The sequence below is a fragment of the Pseudomonas sp. NY15181 genome (assembly GCF_048068055.1).
Classification (GTDB): Bacteria; Pseudomonadota; Gammaproteobacteria; order Pseudomonadales; family Pseudomonadaceae; genus Pseudomonas.
Map to the genome: position 1 here is coordinate 23,830 of NZ_JBLUPT010000014.1, position 17,769 is coordinate 41,598.

Genomic DNA, 17,769 nt, shown 5'->3' on the forward strand with positions numbered 1-17,769 from the left:
GTCTTCCTCGCTCCCGGCGGGCGCCCATGGCAACCTTCATTGCGCCTTAAGAAAGGCCCTACAGACTTTCTGTGCCGCCGATTGCCCGGCGGTAACAGGGAGTCACCATGCGCCTGGATCACCTCAGGACCCACCTGCTCGAATTCATCAACAAGGGCTTTCCCGCCCGCCAGTTGCGCCGTCTGGCTGCGCGCGACCTGCTGCGTGGCGCCGCGGCGGGACGGCAGGCGCCCGCGCCGCTGGCCGGCGCCTTGCTGGAGTGGTCGGTGCTGGAGCCCCAGGCGGCGCTTGATCGCCTGGACAGCCGCCGCGAAGGACTCAGCGAGTCGGAGGCGCAAGAGCGGCTCGTACGCCTGGGGCCGAACGAGGTGGAACAGGACCGCCCGATCGGTGCCTGGTTGCACCTCTGGTACTGCTACTGCAATCCCTTCAACCTGTTGCTGAGCCTGCTGGCGGCGATCTCCTGGGTGACCGAGGACGCCGAGGCCGCCGTGGTGATCGGCAGCATGGTGCTGATTTCCACGCTGATGCGCTTCGTCCAGGAGAAGCGCTCGAACCGCGCCGCCGAGCGGCTCAAGGCGATGGTCAGCAATACCGCCACGGTGTTCCGCAGCCCGGATGGCGAAGGTCCGCTGCGCAGGCTTGAGGTGCCGATCCGCCAGCTGGTGCCCGGCGACGTGCTGTGGCTGTCGGCCGGCGACATGGTGCCGGCGGATGTGCGGCTGCTCAGCGCCAAGGGCCTGTTCGTCGGCCAGGCCGCGCTGACCGGCGAATCGCTGCCGGTAGAGAAGTTCGCCCAGCTGCGCGATGCCCGCCAGGGCAACCCGCTGGAGCGCGACAACCTTTGCTTCATGGGCACCAACGTGATCAGCGGTTCGGCGCAGGCCGTGGTGGTCGGCACCGGGGCGCGGACCTATTTCGGTTCGCTGGCCGAACGGGTGATCGCGGCGGACCCGGCGCCCACCGCCTTCCAGGCCGGGGTGAACAAGGTCAGCTGGTTGCTGATCCGCTTCATGCTGGTGATGGCGCCGCTGGTGCTGCTGATCAACGGTTTCACCAAGGGTGACTGGCTGGAAGCGGCGCTGTTCGCGCTGTCCATCGCGGTCGGGCTGACCCCGGAAATGCTCCCGATGATCGTCACCTCGACCCTGGCCAAGGGCGCGGTGGCACTGAGCCGGCGCAAGGTCATCGTCAAGCGCCTGGACGCCATCCAGAACTTCGGCGCGATGGACATCCTCTGCACCGACAAGACCGGCACCCTGACCCAGGACCGCATCGTGCTGGAGCGCCACACCGATGCCTTCGGCCAGGTCCAGGACCGCGTGCTGCAACTGGCCTTCCTCAACAGCCACTACCAGACCGGGCTGAAGAACCTGCTGGACGTGGCCGTGCTGGAGCATGTCGAGTTGCGCCAGGCGTTGCGGGTGGACAGCCGCTACCGCAAGGTCGACGAGATTCCCTTCGACTTCGCCCGCCGGCGCATGTCGGTGGTGGTCAGCGAGCCTGACGACTACCACCTGCTGATCTGCAAGGGCGCGCTGGAGGAGGTGCTGGACGTCTGCGTCTCGGTGGAGGCCGGCGACGCCGTGGTGCCGCTGGACGGCGAGCGCCTGGCGAGCATCCGCGCGGTGGCCGAGGCCCTCAACCAGGAAGGCCTGCGGGTGGTCGCGGTGGCGACCCGCGAGCTGCCGCCGGAGCGCGAAGGCTATGGCGTGGCCGACGAGACGGGGCTGTGCCTGGCCGGCTACATCGCCTTCCTCGATCCGCCGAAGGAAACCACCGCGCCGGCGCTGCGCGCGCTGGCGGAAAACGGCGTGGCGGTGAAGGTGCTGACCGGCGACAACGAGCGGGTCACCCTGAAGGTCTGTCGCGATGTGGGGCTGCCGGTGCAGGGCGTGCTCCTTGGCCCGCAGCTGGACAGCCTGGATGACGCGACGCTGGGCGAGCGGGCCGAGCACACCACGCTGTTCGCCAAGCTCACCCCCGGCCACAAGGAGCGGCTGGTCCGCGTGCTGCGCGAGCGCGGGCACGTGGTGGGCTTCCTCGGCGATGGCATCAACGACGCCCCGGCGCTGCGCACCGCGGATATCGGCATCTCGGTGGACTCGGCGGTGGACATCGCCAAGGAAGCCGCCGACCTTATCCTGCTGGAAAAGAGCCTGTTGGTGCTGGAAGAAGGGGTGATCGAAGGCCGCCGCACCTTCGCCAACATGCTCAAGTACATCCGCATGACCGCCAGCTCCAATTTCGGCAACGTGTTCAGCGTGCTGGTGGCCAGCGCCTTCATTCCCTTCCTGCCGATGCTGCCGCTGCAACTGCTGGTGCAGAACCTCCTGTACGACCTGTCGCAGACCGCCATTCCCTTCGACCACGTCGATGACGAGCAGCTGCGCCGCCCGCAGCAGTGGAACCCCGGCGGGCTGGGGCGTTTCATGGTGTTCTTCGGTCCGATCAGTTCGCTGTTCGACATCGCCACCTTCCTGGTCCTGTGGTACGCCCTGGGCGCCAATGCGCCCCAGCACCAGGCGCTGTTCCAGTCCGGCTGGTTCGTCGAGGGGCTGATCTCGCAGCTGCTGGTGGTGCACATGATCCGCACCCGGCGCATTCCCTTCCTGCAGAGCCGCGCGGCCTGGCCGCTGCTGGGCATGACCCTGGCCATCGTTGCCGTGGCGATCTTCCTGCCCATGGGGCCGGTGGCCCATTCGTTCCACATGCAGGCGCTGCCGCTGGCGTACTGGCCATGGCTGGCGGGCATCCTCGCGGGGTACATGGTCCTGACCCAGGCCGTGAAGGGCTGGTTTGCCCGGCGCTACGGCTGGGACCGCAGCGAGCGGCCGCAGCCGCGGGCACCGATGGCGCTGGGGGAACGCGTGGATTCCGGCGCGATCTGATTCGAGCGCCGGCAGTTTCAGGCAAGTCTGCGCAGGACCAGGCAAACCGCTCGGCGCCTTCTTCGCGTATCGTCGCGGCGCGTGCCGGGCGTTGCGCCTAGGCTCAATCGATCCGTGCCGGAAGCTGCCGGCTCCGGCCACTCCATCACCCGCGGAAGAGGTGACCTCGCAGATGATTACCGTGAACCTGAACGGCAAGGACCATGATTTCGACGCGCCCGGCGAGATGCCGCTGCTCTGGGCCCTGCGCGACGTCGCCGGGCTGACCGGCACCAAGTACGGCTGCGGCATGGCGCTGTGCGGCGCCTGCACGGTGCATATCGACGGCCAGCCGACGCGCTCCTGCGTCACGCCGCTGTCGGCGGTGGCGGGGAAGAAGGTCACGACCATCGAGGCGGTGAGCGAGCAGCCCGCCGGCAAGGCCGTCCAGGATGCCTGGCGGCGGCTGGACGTGGTGCAGTGCGGTTACTGCCAGTCCGGGCAGATCATGTCCGCCACCGCGCTGCTGGCCTCCAACAAGGCGCCCAGCGACGCCGACATCGACACGGCCATGAGCGGCAACATCTGCCGCTGCGCCACCTACGCGCGGATTCGCGCGGCCATCCACGACGCCGCCAAGACCCTGGCCTGAGGAGCTCCGACATGCGTGATACCCGCATCGATCAGGAAGAGGCGCAGCAGCGCGGCATCTTCAATCTCAGCCGCCGGCATTTCCTCCGGGGCGCCGGTGGCCTGGCCCTGGGCATCTATTTCGCGCCGTTGCTCGCGCACATCGGCGACGCGCAGGCGGCCGGTGATTTCGAACCCAACGCCTTCGTGCGCATTGCCCCCGACGGCACGGTAACGGTGATCGCCAAGCACGTGGAGATGGGGCAGGGCAGCTACACGGGACTCGCCACCCTGGTGGCCGAGGAACTGGATGCCGACTGGGCCCATGTCCGCGTGGAGGGCGCGCCGGCCGACGCCAGGCGCTACGCCAACCTGGCCTTCGGCAATCTGCAGGGCACTGGCGGCAGTACCGCTACCGCCAACTCCTTCGAACAGATGCGCAAGGCCGGAGCCAGCGCCCGCGCCATGCTGGTGGCCGCCGCCGCCGAACAGTGGAAGGTGCCCGCCGCGCAGATCGAAGTGCACGACGGCGTGGTGACCCACGCCGCTTCGGGACACAAGGCCGGCTTCGGCGAGCTGGCCGAAGCGGCGGCCAAACAGCCGGTGCCCACCGAGGTGAAGCTGAAGGACCCGAAGGACTTCAAGCTGATTGGCCAGGCGAAGCTGCCGCGCATCGACAGCAGCGGCAAGACCGATGGCTCGGCGGTGTTCACCCAGGACATCCACCTGCCGGACATGCTGGTGGCCGTCGTCGCCCATCCGCCGCGTTTCGGCGGGGTGCCGGCCAAGGTCGACTCGACCAAGGCCAAGGCGGTGCCGGGCGTGGTCGCGGTGGTCGAGTTCCCCGGCAGTCCGACGCGCTTCGCCGGTGTGGCCGTGCTGGCGAAGAACACCTGGGCCGCCCGCCAGGGCCGTGATGCCCTGCAGGTCGAGTGGGACGAGAGCAAGGCCTTCAAGATGGGCAGCAAGGAAATCTTCGCCCAGTACCGCGAGATGGCCGGCAAGCCCGGATTGGTGGCGCGCAATGTGGGCGATGTCGACAAGGCCCTGAAGCAGCCGGCCAAGATCATCGAGGCGGAGTATGAGTTCCCGTTCCTGGCCCACGCGGCGATGGAGCCGCTGAACTGCGTGGTCCAGCTCAAGGACGGCGGTGGCTGCCAGATCTGGAACGGCGAGCAGTGGCAGACCGCCGACCAGGCAGCGGTGGCGCAATTGCTGGGCGTCGCGCCGGAACAGGTAACGATCACCCAGTTGTATGCCGGTGGCAGTTTCGGCCGCCGTGCCAATCCGCAGTCGGACTATGTGCTGGAGGCCGCGGCGATCGCCAAGGCGGCCCATGAGCAGGGCATCAAGGCACCGGTGAAGATGGTCTGGACCCGCGAGGACGATACCCGTGGCGGCTACTACCGCCCGGCGTTCCTGCACCGTGCGCGGCTGGCCGTGGACGGATCGGGCAACCTGGTGGGCTGGGAGCAGCGTCTGGTGGGCCAGTCATTCCTCATCGGCACGCCGTTCGAGAAGGTATTGGTGAAGGACGGCATCGACAAGGTCGTCGTGGAGGGCGCGGAAGACCTGCCGTACGCCGTGCCCAACCTGCGCATCGAGCAGTCCCTGGCCGACAACGTCACGGTGCCGACCCAGTGGTGGCGCTCGGTGGGGCATACCCACACGGCGTTCTCCACCGAGACGCTGATCGACGAGGCGGCCATCGCCGCCGGCAAGGACCCGTACGAGTTCCGCCACGCCTTGCTCAAGGATCATCCCCGCCATCGCGGCGTGCTGGAGCTGGCGGCGCAACGGGCCAACTGGCAGGCGCCGCTGGCGAAGGGCGCCGAAGGCGAGCAGCGCGGCCGGGGCATCGCCGTGCACGAGTCGTTCGGCAGCTTCGTGGCTCAGGTGGTGGAGGTGACAGTCAAGGCGGACCACAGCTTCAAGGTGGACCGCGTGGTCTGCGCGGTGGACTGCGGCCTGGCGATCAACCCGGACGTGATCAAGGCGCAGATGGAAGGCGGCATTGGCTTCGGCCTGTCGGCGGCGCTGCACAGCGCCATCACCCTGACGGACGGGAAGGTGGACCAGTCCAACTTCCACGACTTCCAGGTCCTGCGCATCAACGAGATGCCCGTGGTGGACGTGCATATCGTGCCGTCCGCGGTACCGCCGACCGGGGTTGGCGAGCCCGGCGTGCCGCCATTGGCGCCGGCGCTGGCCAACGCGCTGTTCGCCGCCACCGGCAAGCGCATCCGCACCTTGCCGATCGGCAATCAGTTGCAGGCTTGAGGCGCCGGATCGCCCCTCTCCTGTGATACGGAGAGGGGCGGCTCGGCAGCCTACGCCTCGCGCTTCCCGCCCTCGGCGCGAAACCGTTCCGGCGTCGTCCCGGTGTAGCGCTGGAACGCCCGGTGGAAGCTGGTCACGTGCTCGTAGCCGAGCAGGAAGGCGATCTCCTGCAAGGCCATGCGGCTCGCCAGCAGGTAGCGCTGGGCCAGCGCCATGCGCACCTCCAGCACGATGCCCTTGAAGGTCAGCCCGTCCGCGCGCAGCCGCCGTTGCAGCGTGTAGGGCGGCATGCGCAGCCAGGCGGCGGTCTGCTCCAGGTCGGGCAGGGGGATGCGGGCGTTCTGCAGCAGATAGAAACGCACGTCGTCGGGCAGTGCCTGGCCGCGCTCGAAGCTGGCCAGGGTCGCCGCGCCCTGGGCCTGGCACAGGCGCGTCACCGTCGGGTTGGCGGTGGAGAAGGGGCGGTCGTGGAATTCCCGGGGAATCCACAGCTCCGCCTGCGCGGCGTTGAACCGGCACTGCCCGGGGAACAGTTCCTGGTAGACCATCGCATGGGCCGGCGGCGGGTAGGGCAGGTGGACCTGCATGCCGGCGCAGCCTTCCAGCTCCGGCAGCCGTTGGCATAGCCAGCGCCAGGTGCTGCTCAGCCATTCTTCGCACAGCGCGTTGCGCTCCACCTCGCTGAACGGCGGCAGTTGCAGGGTCAGGCGGAGGTGGCTGGCGTCCTCGTCGCGCAGGATGTGGATCGGGTGCGGCATCAGGCTCGAGGGCTGGCCGAGGGAGATGTCCCAGGAGCGCCGCAGGTTGGCCGCGCTGATCAGTGCATAGCCGATTACCCCCAGGTCGTAGAGGTTGTAGCGCTGGCCCAGGCGCAGGAAAAAATCGCTGCTGCCCAGCAGCCCGGCGGCCTGCTGCAGCAGGCGGTAATAGCGGGCGAAGTTCATCTCGGCGGCGGCCGCTTCGCCGCCTGTCGGCAGCCCCAGGCCTCCGAGCAGCGGCGCCAGCGCCGGCAGGGCGGGGCGCGCCTGCCATTCTTCGAGGAAGTGGCGGAACAGCTGGCGGGCGGCGTAATCGATGTCGAAGGACGCGGTGGGCATGACGGCATTCCGGGTGGTCAGGAGATTGTCATCTTGTGCTAGTGAGTTGTCATCTTATGCTAGTCGAGTGGTGAAAGCCGAGCCCTATACTGCGCCCACGGACAAGAACAACAAGGGCTTCCCATGACCGCTCCGGACCGCTTCCGCTCCTCCAATTCCCCCACTGACCGCTTCGCCGAACTGCTGCTGCACAACGGTCGCTTCTACACCCTCGACCCGGCCCAGCCCTGGGCCGAGGCGGTGGCCATCCGCGACGGCCGACTTCTGGCGGTGGGGCGCCGCGAGGAGATGGAACACCTGGTCGGCCCCGACACCCTGGTGCGCGATCTGGACGGCGCCTTCTGCATGCCCGGCCTGCACGACATGCACACCCACCCGGATCTCGCCCTGGCGCCGCGCTATGCCGACGACCTCGACGTCGGCATCGAGGACCCGACCCCGGAGCAACTGGCCAAGGCCATCCGCGACTACGCCGCCAGCCACCCCGGCGACGGCTGGATCTACGGCCAGTACTGGGTCCGCTACACCTTCCGCGAGGCCGGGCTTACGCCGGGCCGCGAGTGGCTCGACAGCATCATGCCGGACCGCCCTGTGGCGCTGCTCGACCGCATGTGGGGCACCATGATGGTCAACTCCCGTGCGCTGGAGCTGGCCGGCATCGACGCCGACACGCCCGACCCGCGCAACGGCTACCTGGAGCGCGACGAACTCACCGGCGAGCCCAAGGGCCTGATGATCGACGGCGCCTACGCGCTGATCCACGCCGCCATGCCGCCGACCCCGGCCAAGGTGCTGCGCCAGTCCTACCGCGACGGCGTGCATTTCCAGAGCTCCCGTGGCGTCACCGCCGCCAAGTACGTGCACGTCTGCGAGAACCGCCTGGATGCTCTCAAGCACCTGGACGACGCAGGCCAGCTCACCCTGCGTGTGGAAGCGGCCATCAGCTGGCAGGACGACATCTTCCCGGTGCGCCGGCGCTGGGAACTGCTCAGTGGCGAGCGCCACTACTACCGCAGCGCGCGGCTGTCGGCGAACGCGGTGAAATTCCACTTCGACGGCACCGTCGAGCCGCGTTCCTCTTTCCTGATTACCCCCTGGCCGGGCGAGAACGCCTGGCGCGGCAAGCTCAACCTGACCCCCGAGCACATCACCGACATGGTGGTGGACATGGACCGCCGTGGCATCCGCGTCATCGCCCACTGCACCGGCGATGCGGCGTCCGACGTGTTCCTCGACGCGGTGGCCGAGGCGCGCCGGCGCAACGGCTTCAGCGGCGTGCGCCACCAGTGCGCGCACAGCACCATCCTGCATCCGGGCAACCTCAAGCGCTTCCGCGAGCTGGACGTGATCGCCGAGTTCTCCCCGGCGGCCTGGTACCCGACGCCCTTCGCCAGCGGCGCGCGCTCCGGTTATGGCCCGGACCGCCTCAAGCGCATCTACGACTTCAAGGGCGTGCTGGCCGCCGGCGGCATCGCGGTGTTCGGCACCGACTGGCCGGTGGCGTCCATCGACCCCTGGCTGGCACTGGAAACCCTGGTCACCCGGCAGAACCCCTGGAACGACGACCCGGCCTGCTTCGGCGAGCCGATCAGCCTGGAGCAGGCGATCCGCGTGGCGACCCTCAACGGCGCCTATGCCATGGGCCTGGAACACCTGACCGGCAGCCTGGAGGCGGGCAAGTCGGCGGACTTCATCGTGCTCGACCGCGACCTGTTCGCCCAGCCCGCGCGCAACTACATCCACCGCACCGAGGTGCAACTGACCTTCGTCGAGGGGCGCCCGGTGTACGACCGCCTCGGCCAGTTCAGCGACACCCCGCTGGAAGCCGTGTGGAAGGGTGAGCCGCCGCGCATCGAAGGCGTGAACGCATGAACGCCGCAAGCATTCCGGTAACGGTGGTCGCCGGCTTCCTCGGCGCCGGCAAGACCACGCTGCTGCGCAACCTGCTGGAGCGCTGCGAGGGCCGGCGGCTGGCGGTGATCGTCAACGATTTCGGCGAGCTGAACATCGACGCCGGGATGATCGCCGAGCAGACCGAGGCGGTGTACAGCCTGGAGAACGGCTGCATCTGCTGCAGCGTGCAGGACGACCTGCTGGCGCAGCTCGAGCGCCTGGCGAACATGAATCCTCCGCTGGAACAGGTGGTGATCGAATGCAGCGGCGTGTCCGACCCGCAGCGCATCGTGCAGACCCTGGGTTATCCGAAACTGCGCAAGCGCCTGCACCTGGACGCGGTGCTGACGGTGGTCGACGCGGCGCGCCGCGAACCGCTGGAAGGCGAATACGCCCGGCTGGAACGCATGCAGGCGGCGGCTGCCGACCTGCTGCTGCTGAACAAATGCGACCTGCTGGACGCCGAAACGCTGGCGGCGCAACGCGAGCGCTTCGGCCGTGGCGCGCGGGTGCTGGAGACCATCCAGGCCCAGATACCCGATGAGCTGCTGCTTGGCGAACCGTCGCGCAAGCTGCGCCCGCACGGGCAGGAGGGCGTCGATCACGGCGACCTGTTCGAGAGCTGGAATTGGCAGGGCGACGCGACCTTCGATGGCGCGCGGTTGAAGCACTGGCTGGAGACGCTGCCGCGAGGGCTGCTGCGGCTCAAGGGGCTGGTGCGGCTGGCCGGGCAGGACGGGGCGCTGTGGCTGCAATACGTGGGCGGGCGCTACCAGTTCCGCCCGGCGACCGCTGCAGAGGCTGCGCAGGGTTCGCGGTTGGTGTTCATCGCGGAGAAGGGCGGACAGCTGCGCGCTGATCTTGAGACCGGACTGCGAAATTGCTTTTTGTAGGAGCAACTGTCTCCTTCTGGGAGGCCGTGCCGATACATCCCCCTCACCCCAGCCCTCTCCCTCAGGGAGAGGGAGCAGTTCGAGCCGACTGACGCCAAGGTTTCATCCTGTGTCGAACGGTTCCCTCTCCCCCTGGGAGAGGGTTAGGGTGAGGGCCAACCCGAGCGCAGATATACCTCGTAGGAGCGGACCTTGTCCGCGAAGCGCCCAGCTCCAGAACCATCAGGAGAACGTTCGCGAGCAAGAACCCGGTGTCCCCTCGTTCCTGCAAAATCTGCGCGGAAATGAAAAAGCCCGGCTTTCGCCGGGCTTTTTTTCGGGCTGCACCTGGGGTCAGGCAGGCATGTGCCACTCCTGCAGGCGGTAGCCTTCGCGGTTCAGCTCATCGCGGGCCTGTACCAGCAGGCCTTCGAGCTGTTCCGGGTCGGAATAGGCGGAGCTGGGGATGCGGGTGAGCCCCAGCAGGCGGGTGCCGGTCCGGTCGATGACGGACAGATCGAGGCTGCCGTCGCCCCCCTGAGAAACCCAGGTCACGCACTGGAAGGGTTGGAAGGCTCGTCCGGTGATCAGCAGAGCCTCGTTGAAACGAAGGGTCGCATTCATGGTGTGATCTCTCTGCGGGTAATCCATTGCGAAGATGGCGACGGCAGTCCATCCGCCATCGTGTTCGTTCACGCAATTGATGGTTTCAGAACCGAAGAAAGTCACAGCTCATGTCGCGTTTGTACACAAACTGGTCGCAAATTAATCCGAATGGATCGCTGCAGGCCCCGTCAGCCGTGGCCTGCAGCGATACCCGGGGTGCGCCACCGCGCCGCACGTACCGCTCGTCGTCGCTGACGAACGGTCAGGCCTGCATGGCCCAGCCGTCCACGTTCATCGCCGCCTGGCGCAGCGCTTCGGAACGGGTCGGGTGCGGGTGGCAGGTGCGCGCGATGTCCTCGGCGGCACCGCGGAACTCCATGGCCACGCAGTATTCCGCGATCATGTCGCCGACGTTCGGGCCGATCATGTGCACGCCGAGGATCTCGTCGCTGCGCTCGTCCGCCAGCACCTTCACGAAGCCTTCGGTCTCGTGGTTGATCTTCGCCCGGCTGTTGGCGGTGAAGGGGAACTTGCCCACCTTGTAGGCGCGGCCCTCGGCCTTGAGCTGCTCCTCGGTCCTGCCCACGGTGGCCACTTCCGGGTGGGTGTAGATCACACTGGGGATCACGTCGTAGTTCACTTCCCCGGCCTTGCCGGCGATCAGCTCGACGCAGGCGATGGCCTCGTCCTCGGCCTTGTGCGCGAGCATCGGGCCGGAGGTCACGTCGCCGATCACCCAGATGCCCGGGACGCTGCTGCGGTGGTGCTGGTTCTCCAGCATGCCGCGCTTGTCGGTGGTCAGACCCACGCTCTCCAGGCCCAGACCCTGCGTATAAGGGCGGCGGCCGATGGCGAGCAAGACGTAATCGGCCTGGATCGACTCCGCCGCGCCGCCGGCGGCCGGCTCCACGCTCAGGGTCACCTGCTGGCCGCTGACCTTGGCCTGGGTGACCTTCGAGCCCAGCTTGAAGCTCATGCCCTGCTTGGTCAGCGCGCGCTGGAAGGTCTTGGCGGTTTCCAGGTCCATGCCCGGGCAGATGCGATCCAGGTACTCGATCACCGTCACCTCGGCGCCCAGGCGGCGCCACACCGAGCCCAGCTCCAGGCCGATCACCCCGGCGCCGATCACCACCAGGTGCTTGGGCACTTCGGGAATGGACAGCGCGCCGGTGGAGTCGAGGATGCGCTGGTTGTCGACTTCAACGCCCGGCAGCGGGGAGGGCTCCGAGCCGGTGGCGATGATGATGTCCTTGGCGCTGAGCGAAGTCTTGCTGCCGTCGGCGGCGGTCACTTCCACCTTGCCCGGCCCGTCGATTCGGCCCCAACCCTTCACCCAGTCCACCTTGTTCTTGCGGAACAGGAACTCCACGCCCTTGGTCAGCGCGGTCACGCTCTCGGCCTTCTGCTTCATCATCTGCACCAGGTCCAGCTTCGGCTTGACCTGGATGCCGAGGTTGGCGAACTCGCCACCGGCCGCCGCTTCGTAAAGCTCCGAAGCGTGAAGCAGGGCCTTGGACGGCATGCAGCCGACATTCAGGCAGGTGCCGCCGAGGGTCTCGCGACCCTCCACGCAGGCGACCTTCAGGCCGAGCTGGCCGGCGCGAATCGCGGCGTTGTAGCCGCCGGGGCCGCCGCCAATGACGATCACATCGTATGCGCTCATGCAGTGTTCTCCGCAGTAGGGAAAAGGGGTCAATCGAGGTTAGTCCGTGCCCGACGGATCACCAACGCAGGGCCCTGGAATAGCGTTACTCGATTTATATTACGAACATAATATATGGCGCGGCGCAAGTCACACGGACATGACAGGCGCGGCGGGGAGGGCGAGAATGCAGGGCTTTGGCGCCTCCGGTTCGTGCGCCTACGGAGAATTCATGAAAATCGACTGCGATTTCGACAGCGGCAACATCCAGGTCCTCGACGACAGCGACCCGCGCCACGTGCGCCTGGCGCTGCGCCCGGATACCCGGAGCCCGCACTTCCAGTGGTTCCATTTCAAGGCCGAAGGTTTGCAGCCCGGCCAGCAGTACCAGTTCAGCCTGACCAACGCCCCCGGCTCCAGCTACACCGGCGGCTGGCCGGGCTACAACGCCGTGGCCTCCCATGACCAGCGCGACTGGTTCCGCGTACCCAGCACCTATGACGCCGACGGCCTGCACTTCACCCTCGACGCCGAGCAGCCCCAGGCCTGGTTCGCCTACTTCGAACCCTACAGCCGCGAGCGCCACGCCGAGCTGGTCAAGCGTGCCCGGGCCAATGGCGCCGAGTTGCTCGCCACCGGCCACAGCCTGGAAGGCCGCGAACTGCCACTGCTGCGCATCGGCAAGGGCGCCGCGGGCGCACGCAAGATCTGGCTGATCGCCCAGCAGCACCCCGGCGAGCACATGGCCGAATGGTTCATGGAAGGCCTGATCGAACGCCTGCAATCCGGCGACGCCGACATCCAGCGCCTGCTGGAGCGCGCCGACTTCTACCTGGTGCCGAACATGAACCCCGATGGCGCCTACCACGGCCACCTGCGGACCAACGCCGCCGGCAAGGACCTCAACCGCGCCTGGGCCGCGCCCAGCGCCGAGGAAAGCCCGGAAGTGCTGTTCGTGCAGGAGCAGATGGCCAAGTACGGCGTCGACCTGTTCCTCGACATCCACGGCGACGAGGAAATCCCCTACGTGTTCGCCGCCGGCTGCGAAGGCAACCCGGAATTCACCCCGCGCCTGGACCGCCTGGAAAGCCTGTTCCGTGAGCGCCTGGAGGCCAATGGCGAGTTCCAGAGCGTACACGGCTACCCGAAGGACGCGCCGGGCCAGGCCAACCTGACCCTGGCCTGCAACCACGTCGGCCGCACCTACGATTGCCTGTCGCTGACCCTGGAAATGCCGTTCAAGGACCACAACCTGTCGCCCAACACCCGCACCGGCTGGAACGGCGCGCGCTCCAAGGCCCTCGCCGGCGCCGTGCTGACCACGGTCGCCAGTCTGCTGGACGACCTGCGCTGACAGGTAGGGCGTACAACCGTTCGCGGTTGTACGCCGCTACACCTGTGCTCTTGTAGGAGCGAGCTTGCTCGCGAACCGCCCAGCGACAGAGTCGCCAGATACCCGATTCGCGAGCAAGCCCGCTCCTACGAGATATATCTGCGCTCGGGTCGGCCCTCACCCTAACCCTCTCCCGCACGCAGGAGAGGGTACCGTTCGGAGCAGGATGAAACCTTCGCATCAGTCGGCTCGGACTGCCCCCTCTCCCTGAGGAGCGGGGCGCGCAGCCAGGGCTGGGGTGAGGGGGATGCGTTGGCACGGACTCCCCAGAAGAAGACAGTTGCTCCTACAGCCCCCCGAACTGACCGTTCGATCAGTCCGACCGTCCAATTCGTTGAATCTTCCCATCCAGCTGCTAGTCCAAAGGTTGAGGCATTCGCACGGAAGGAGGTGCGTATGAATCGACAACGGAAGCTGTTAACCCCTCAGGAGATCGAAGACCTGCAGGAACGCATGGATGCCATGGAAGAACTGGACTTCAGAGAGCGCCGTGAAGTGCGCAAGAACCGCTCGGGCGAACACAGGCCACGCACCTACGCAGGCGCGGTAGCCTGATCAACAGGGCCCCAGGGCCCATCCTCACTGGCGCAAGCCACTCGGGAAACACGGCAGGGCCGATCCGGCGCTACTCGCCGGACCGGCCTCCGTGATCCGATTTCCCGGCCATCCCCCCGCTCATCCGAAGCGCCCCGCGCGGTGCGTCGTCGCGCCCGTGCATTGGCGAAAATCTATGAGACGAAAATATTGAATTGAGATATTTATTTTGCAGTGAGACGAAAATCTCATTAGCGTCATTCCATCGCCCAACCCCCGGAGGGTCCGACCATGGCGCTGCCGCGAGAAGAAATGGATCGCAAGATCGACGAACACTTCCGCTTCGAAGCCGACGACAATGTCGACGGCGTGCTGGCCACCCTGGCCGGTGACGTCGAGCACGACATCGTCGGCCACCCCGGCGGCCCCACCCACGGGCGCGAGGCGGCCCGGCCGTTCTACGAAGGCCTGTTCGCTGACCTCGCCGAAGGCCATGTGGAGACCCGGCGCCGGCTCTACGGCGAGAACTTCGTGGTCGACGAATCGTACTGGAGCGGCCATGCGCCGGGCCGGCCCTTCGGCCTGGAGGGGCGGGGGCGGGCGTTGCAGTTCCGCCTGCTGCATGTGGTCGAGTTCGCCGAATCAGGGGCGATCCAGCGCGAAAACGTATGGGTCGACCTGGGCGCCATCCAGCGCCAGCTACCCCAGGAGTGATGCATGGAAAGCCGCAAGGCCGAACGCCCGAACCAGAAGCGCCGCACCCGCAAGGACCTGCTGCAGGCGGCCAACCGCCTGCTGCGGCAAGGGCGCAACCCCAGCCTGGAAGAGATCGCCGAGGAAGCCATGGTCTCCCGCGCCACGGCCTATCGCTACTTCCCCGGCGTCGAAGCGCTGCTGCTGGAAGCCGCGCTGGACCTCAGCGTCCCCGAGGCCGGCGAGGTCTTCGCCGGCGCGCCGGAGGATGACCCGCAGGCCCGCATCCAGTGCCTTGAGCGCAGCTTCAGCGAACTGATCGAGCAGAACGAAGGGGCGATGCGCGCCTTGCTCGCCAACAGTTTGCGGCTGGCGGACAGCGGCGAGGAAGAGGGCGCCGCACCGGTACGCCAGAACCGCCGCAGCCCGTTGATCGAGGCCGCGCTGGAGCCGGTACGCGAGCAGTTCGACCCACAGGCCCTGGAGCGCCTGGGCAAGGTGCTGGCACTGTTCTTCGGCATCGAGGCCCGGGTGGTGTTCAAGGACGTGCTGCAACTGGATGACGCCGACGCGCGCGAAGTGACCCGCTGGGCCCTGGAGGCTCTGGTCGAGGCGGCACGGCGGCGCTGACCTTTCCGCTCTTCGCGATGGCATCCGGAGCCTCACCACGGACGTCCAGACCGGCACCCGCGACAGCACGCCAGCGCCGGATTACTGGCAGCGAGGGTATCGACTTCAGCCTCGGCTTCCGCATCCCGTGGCGCGACCAGACCCTTCATCGGATAGCACGTCCGACAGGGGTGTGCCGGCTCGCCTGGATTTCCCGCGTGATCGTCCGAAAGCCGCGACCTAGAGCTTTTTTGATTTGTATCCTGGCGCTTACCCAGTAACCCGTCTCATACAAAAAACCACCTGAAAAGCGGAATCGCATCACATAGAATCGAGTCTTCTGCTTAATCCTGTTTTACCCCGGTAGTCTGACGCGCTCATGGATACCCACAACACCCCCATCGGGCCTGTACCGGCGCACCTGATCCGCGAAGCTGTAGCCAAGAAAACCGGCCTGGGCTGGGTGGTCGAATTCAATGTCGCCACTTGGCTCAACCTCAGCGTGCGTGCCGAAACGCCGATCATCCTAAAGGTCACTTACCAGGACGGTGAACGGACCCGCGAAGTGCGGCTCGACAAGAGCAAGATTGTCGGCGGCCAGCGCATCCTGCTGTGCGGAATCGCCCGCCTGGGCGTCAACCAGAAGCTCGAATCCATGAGCATCTCGCTGGAAACCCATGCGCCCATCCAGTCCCTGCTGGTCGAGGAGCTCTTCGTCCAGGCCGTCAACCGCCAGAGCGAGAAGCGCGGCACCCGCAAGGCCCGCTGAATACCTGCCCGCCGTCCCCTCGCATTGCATCGCCCTGCATTCCCGAAGCCTATGGAGCGCCGTCAGGCTTGCGATCCGTCGGCGGGAGCGGGGAACATCGCCTGGCCCAGCCCGTAGCGCCAGGAACCGCCCATGCCCCTCGACGTCGACCAACTCAAGCTCTACACCGCCCACCGTGGCCTCTCCATCCCCCTGCTCGACCTCCTGCAGTTCCGCCACGCCCCGGCGGCGGACGGCAAGGGCCCGGGCTGCATCGTCCTGCGCGTCGAGCCCCACCACCTCAACGGCTGGGCCAACGCCCACGGCGGACTGATCATGACCCTGCTCGACGTAGCCATGGCGGTTAACGCCAGTGCGGCGGACGAAGCCAGTCGCGGCGTGGTGACCATCGAAATGAAGACCAACTTCCTGCGCCCCGGCGGCGAAGTGGGCGAGGTGCTCGAAGCCCACGGCAGCGTGCGGCACCACACGCGCTCCATCGCCTTCTGCGAGGCTGAGCTGCGCAACAGCGCGGGCGTTGCAGTGGCTTCCGCGTCCGGCACCTTCAAGTACGTCAACGCGCCGCGTCCGCTGGCTGACGCCTGATTGGCCCCGGCGCTGGATGGCGGATGCCAGCGCAGTCATCCGCCATCCAGCGTCATAAGGACTTGCTGACCCTCAGCTGTCAGACCTGAGAAGGCTCTAATTCGGGCTCTGAAGGATATTTCCTTGCCTTGTTGTCACGAATTCGTCATACAACGTAACTACATTTTTCTGTCATGAAAATGTCACCCACGGATGAATGAGCCAGTGACGGCACAAGGCAACTCTCATGCTGCTCGATGACAAGAACTTCCCCCGGCGCGTCCGACGCGACCTCCTCGACGACCGAGACGAAGAGCTCGAACTCGAACTGTTCGACGAACTCTACGACCTCGAAGGCCTGCATCCCGACAGCCTGCAAACCCACGAAGAGCGCCTGGCGCGCCAGCGCTACTTCCACACCCTGTTCCACCTCCAGGCCGAACTGGTGAAGCTGCAAAGCTGGGTGGTGAAGACCGGCCACAAAGTCGTGATCCTCTTCGAAGGCCGCGACGCGGCGGGCAAGGGCGGGGTGATCAAGCGCATCACCCAGCGCCTGAATCCGCGCGTGTGCCGCGTCGCCGCGCTGCCTGCGCCGAACGACCGCGAGCGCACCCAGTGGTACTTCCAGCGCTACGTCTCGCACCTGCCGGCGGCGGGGGAAATCGTCCTGTTCGACCGCAGCTGGTACAACCGCGCCGGCGTCGAGCGGGTGATGGGCTTCTGCTCCGATGACCAGTACGAGGAATTCTTCCGCAGCGTGCCCGAGTTCGAGCGCATGCTGGTGCGCTCCGGCATCCAGGTCATCAAATACTGGTTCTCCATCTCCGACGAAGAACAGCACGACCGCTTCCTCAGCCGCATCCACGACCCGCTCAAGCAGTGGAAGCTCAGCCCCATGGACCTGGAATCGAGACGGCGCTGGGAGGCCTACACCAAGGCCAAGGAAATCATGATCGAGCGCACCCACATCGCCGAAGCACCCTGGTGGGTGGTGCACGCCGACGACAAGAAAAAGGCCCGGCTCAACTGCATCCACCACCTGCTGAGCCAGATCCCCTACGAAGAAGTCCGCCAGCCCAGCGTCCAGCTCCCCGAACGCCAGCGCAACACCGGCTACCGCCGCAACCCCACGCCGGAACAGCTGCTGGTGCCGGAGTTCTACTGACCGCGCGCTCTGGCTCCTCGTAGGAGCGAGCTTGCTCGCGAACCTGCATCGCACGGCCTCACCGGCTAATCACACCGATTCGTAGGGCGTACAACCGTTCGCGGTTGTACGCCGATACACCTCAACCTATTGCGGCTCCAGGGCTCGGTCCG

General features: G+C 66.9%; 14 protein-coding genes and 1 pseudogene. 12 read left to right on the forward strand and 3 right to left on the reverse strand.

Annotation, left to right across the window (positions count from 1 at the left end):
- Nucleotides 1–107 precede the first annotated feature (107 nt).
- The 3 genes and pseudogenes from mgtA to ACNFBT_RS24900 all read left to right on the forward strand — a co-directional run.
- A pseudogene (gene mgtA / locus ACNFBT_RS24890) lies at nucleotides 108–2,819 on the forward strand (magnesium-translocating P-type ATPase); the annotation flags it as partial.
- Nucleotides 2,820–3,063: 244 nt separating this feature from the next.
- Complete coding sequence (locus ACNFBT_RS24895) at nucleotides 3,064–3,522, forward strand: (2Fe-2S)-binding protein (RefSeq protein WP_416753380.1); 459 nt, start codon at nucleotides 3,064–3,066, stop codon at nucleotides 3,520–3,522.
- Nucleotides 3,523–3,533: 11 nt separating this feature from the next.
- Complete coding sequence (locus ACNFBT_RS24900; protein WP_416753381.1) at nucleotides 3,534–5,780, forward strand: molybdopterin cofactor-binding domain-containing protein; 2,247 nt, start codon at nucleotides 3,534–3,536, stop codon at nucleotides 5,778–5,780.
- 50 nt (nucleotides 5,781–5,830) lie between these two features.
- Here ACNFBT_RS24900 and ACNFBT_RS24905 read toward each other — a convergent pair whose 3' ends face one another.
- Nucleotides 5,831–6,877 (reverse strand): AraC family transcriptional regulator ligand-binding domain-containing protein, encoded by a 1,047-nt coding sequence (locus tag ACNFBT_RS24905; protein WP_416753382.1) that lies wholly within the window; start codon nucleotides 6,875–6,877, stop codon nucleotides 5,831–5,833.
- Between the two features lie 123 nt (nucleotides 6,878–7,000).
- Here ACNFBT_RS24905 and ACNFBT_RS24910 point away from each other — a divergent pair, with 123 nt between their 5' ends.
- Nucleotides 7,001–8,749 (forward strand): amidohydrolase, encoded by a 1,749-nt coding sequence (locus tag ACNFBT_RS24910; RefSeq protein ID WP_416753383.1) that lies wholly within the window; start codon nucleotides 7,001–7,003, stop codon nucleotides 8,747–8,749.
- Nucleotides 8,746–9,663 (forward strand): CobW family GTP-binding protein, encoded by a 918-nt coding sequence (locus tag ACNFBT_RS24915; RefSeq protein ID WP_416753384.1) that lies wholly within the window; start codon nucleotides 8,746–8,748, stop codon nucleotides 9,661–9,663. Before ACNFBT_RS24910 ends, ACNFBT_RS24915 begins: the two co-directional genes overlap by 4 nt.
- A 333-nt stretch (nucleotides 9,664–9,996) precedes the next feature.
- Here the strand turns inward: ACNFBT_RS24915 and ACNFBT_RS24920 are convergent, their stop codons facing one another.
- Both ACNFBT_RS24920 and lpdA read right to left on the reverse strand, forming a co-directional pair.
- Nucleotides 9,997–10,266: a hypothetical protein gene (locus tag ACNFBT_RS24920; RefSeq protein WP_152222743.1), complete on the reverse strand. Its 270-nt coding sequence runs from the start codon at nucleotides 10,264–10,266 to the stop codon at nucleotides 9,997–9,999.
- Between the two features lie 244 nt (nucleotides 10,267–10,510).
- Complete coding sequence (lpdA, locus tag ACNFBT_RS24925; RefSeq protein ID WP_416753385.1) at nucleotides 10,511–11,911, reverse strand: dihydrolipoyl dehydrogenase; 1,401 nt, start codon at nucleotides 11,909–11,911, stop codon at nucleotides 10,511–10,513.
- 211 nt (nucleotides 11,912–12,122) lie between these two features.
- On the opposite strand from lpdA, the gene ACNFBT_RS24930 reads away from it, so the two are divergent.
- The 7 genes from ACNFBT_RS24930 to ppk2 all read left to right on the forward strand — a co-directional run bounded on the left by ACNFBT_RS24930 (nucleotide 12,123) and on the right by ppk2 (nucleotide 17,617).
- Nucleotides 12,123–13,244: a M14-type cytosolic carboxypeptidase gene (locus tag ACNFBT_RS24930; RefSeq protein WP_416753386.1), complete on the forward strand. Its 1,122-nt coding sequence runs from the start codon at nucleotides 12,123–12,125 to the stop codon at nucleotides 13,242–13,244.
- 435 nt (nucleotides 13,245–13,679) lie between these two features.
- Entirely contained in the window at nucleotides 13,680–13,838 is a 159-nt protein-coding gene (locus ACNFBT_RS24935; protein ID WP_275611552.1) for a hypothetical protein, read from the forward strand.
- Between the two features lie 270 nt (nucleotides 13,839–14,108).
- Nucleotides 14,109–14,531, forward strand: coding sequence for a nuclear transport factor 2 family protein (locus ACNFBT_RS24940; protein ID WP_416753387.1), 423 nt, complete (start codon nucleotides 14,109–14,111; stop codon nucleotides 14,529–14,531).
- 3 nt (nucleotides 14,532–14,534) lie between these two features.
- The gene (locus ACNFBT_RS24945; protein WP_416753388.1) at nucleotides 14,535–15,140 is read left to right on the forward strand and encodes a TetR/AcrR family transcriptional regulator; all 606 of its coding nucleotides are present in this window, start codon (nucleotides 14,535–14,537) and stop codon (nucleotides 15,138–15,140) included.
- A gap of 358 nt (nucleotides 15,141–15,498) precedes the next feature.
- Entirely contained in the window at nucleotides 15,499–15,888 is a 390-nt protein-coding gene (locus ACNFBT_RS24950) for a hypothetical protein (protein WP_416753389.1), read from the forward strand.
- Nucleotides 15,889–16,020: 132 nt separating this feature from the next.
- Nucleotides 16,021–16,473: a PaaI family thioesterase gene (locus ACNFBT_RS24955; protein WP_416753390.1), complete on the forward strand. Its 453-nt coding sequence runs from the start codon at nucleotides 16,021–16,023 to the stop codon at nucleotides 16,471–16,473.
- 226 nt (nucleotides 16,474–16,699) lie between these two features.
- Nucleotides 16,700–17,617, forward strand: a complete 918-nt coding sequence (gene ppk2, locus ACNFBT_RS24960) for a polyphosphate kinase 2 (protein WP_416753391.1) — start codon at nucleotides 16,700–16,702, stop codon at nucleotides 17,615–17,617.
- Nucleotides 17,618–17,769 lie beyond the last annotated feature (152 nt).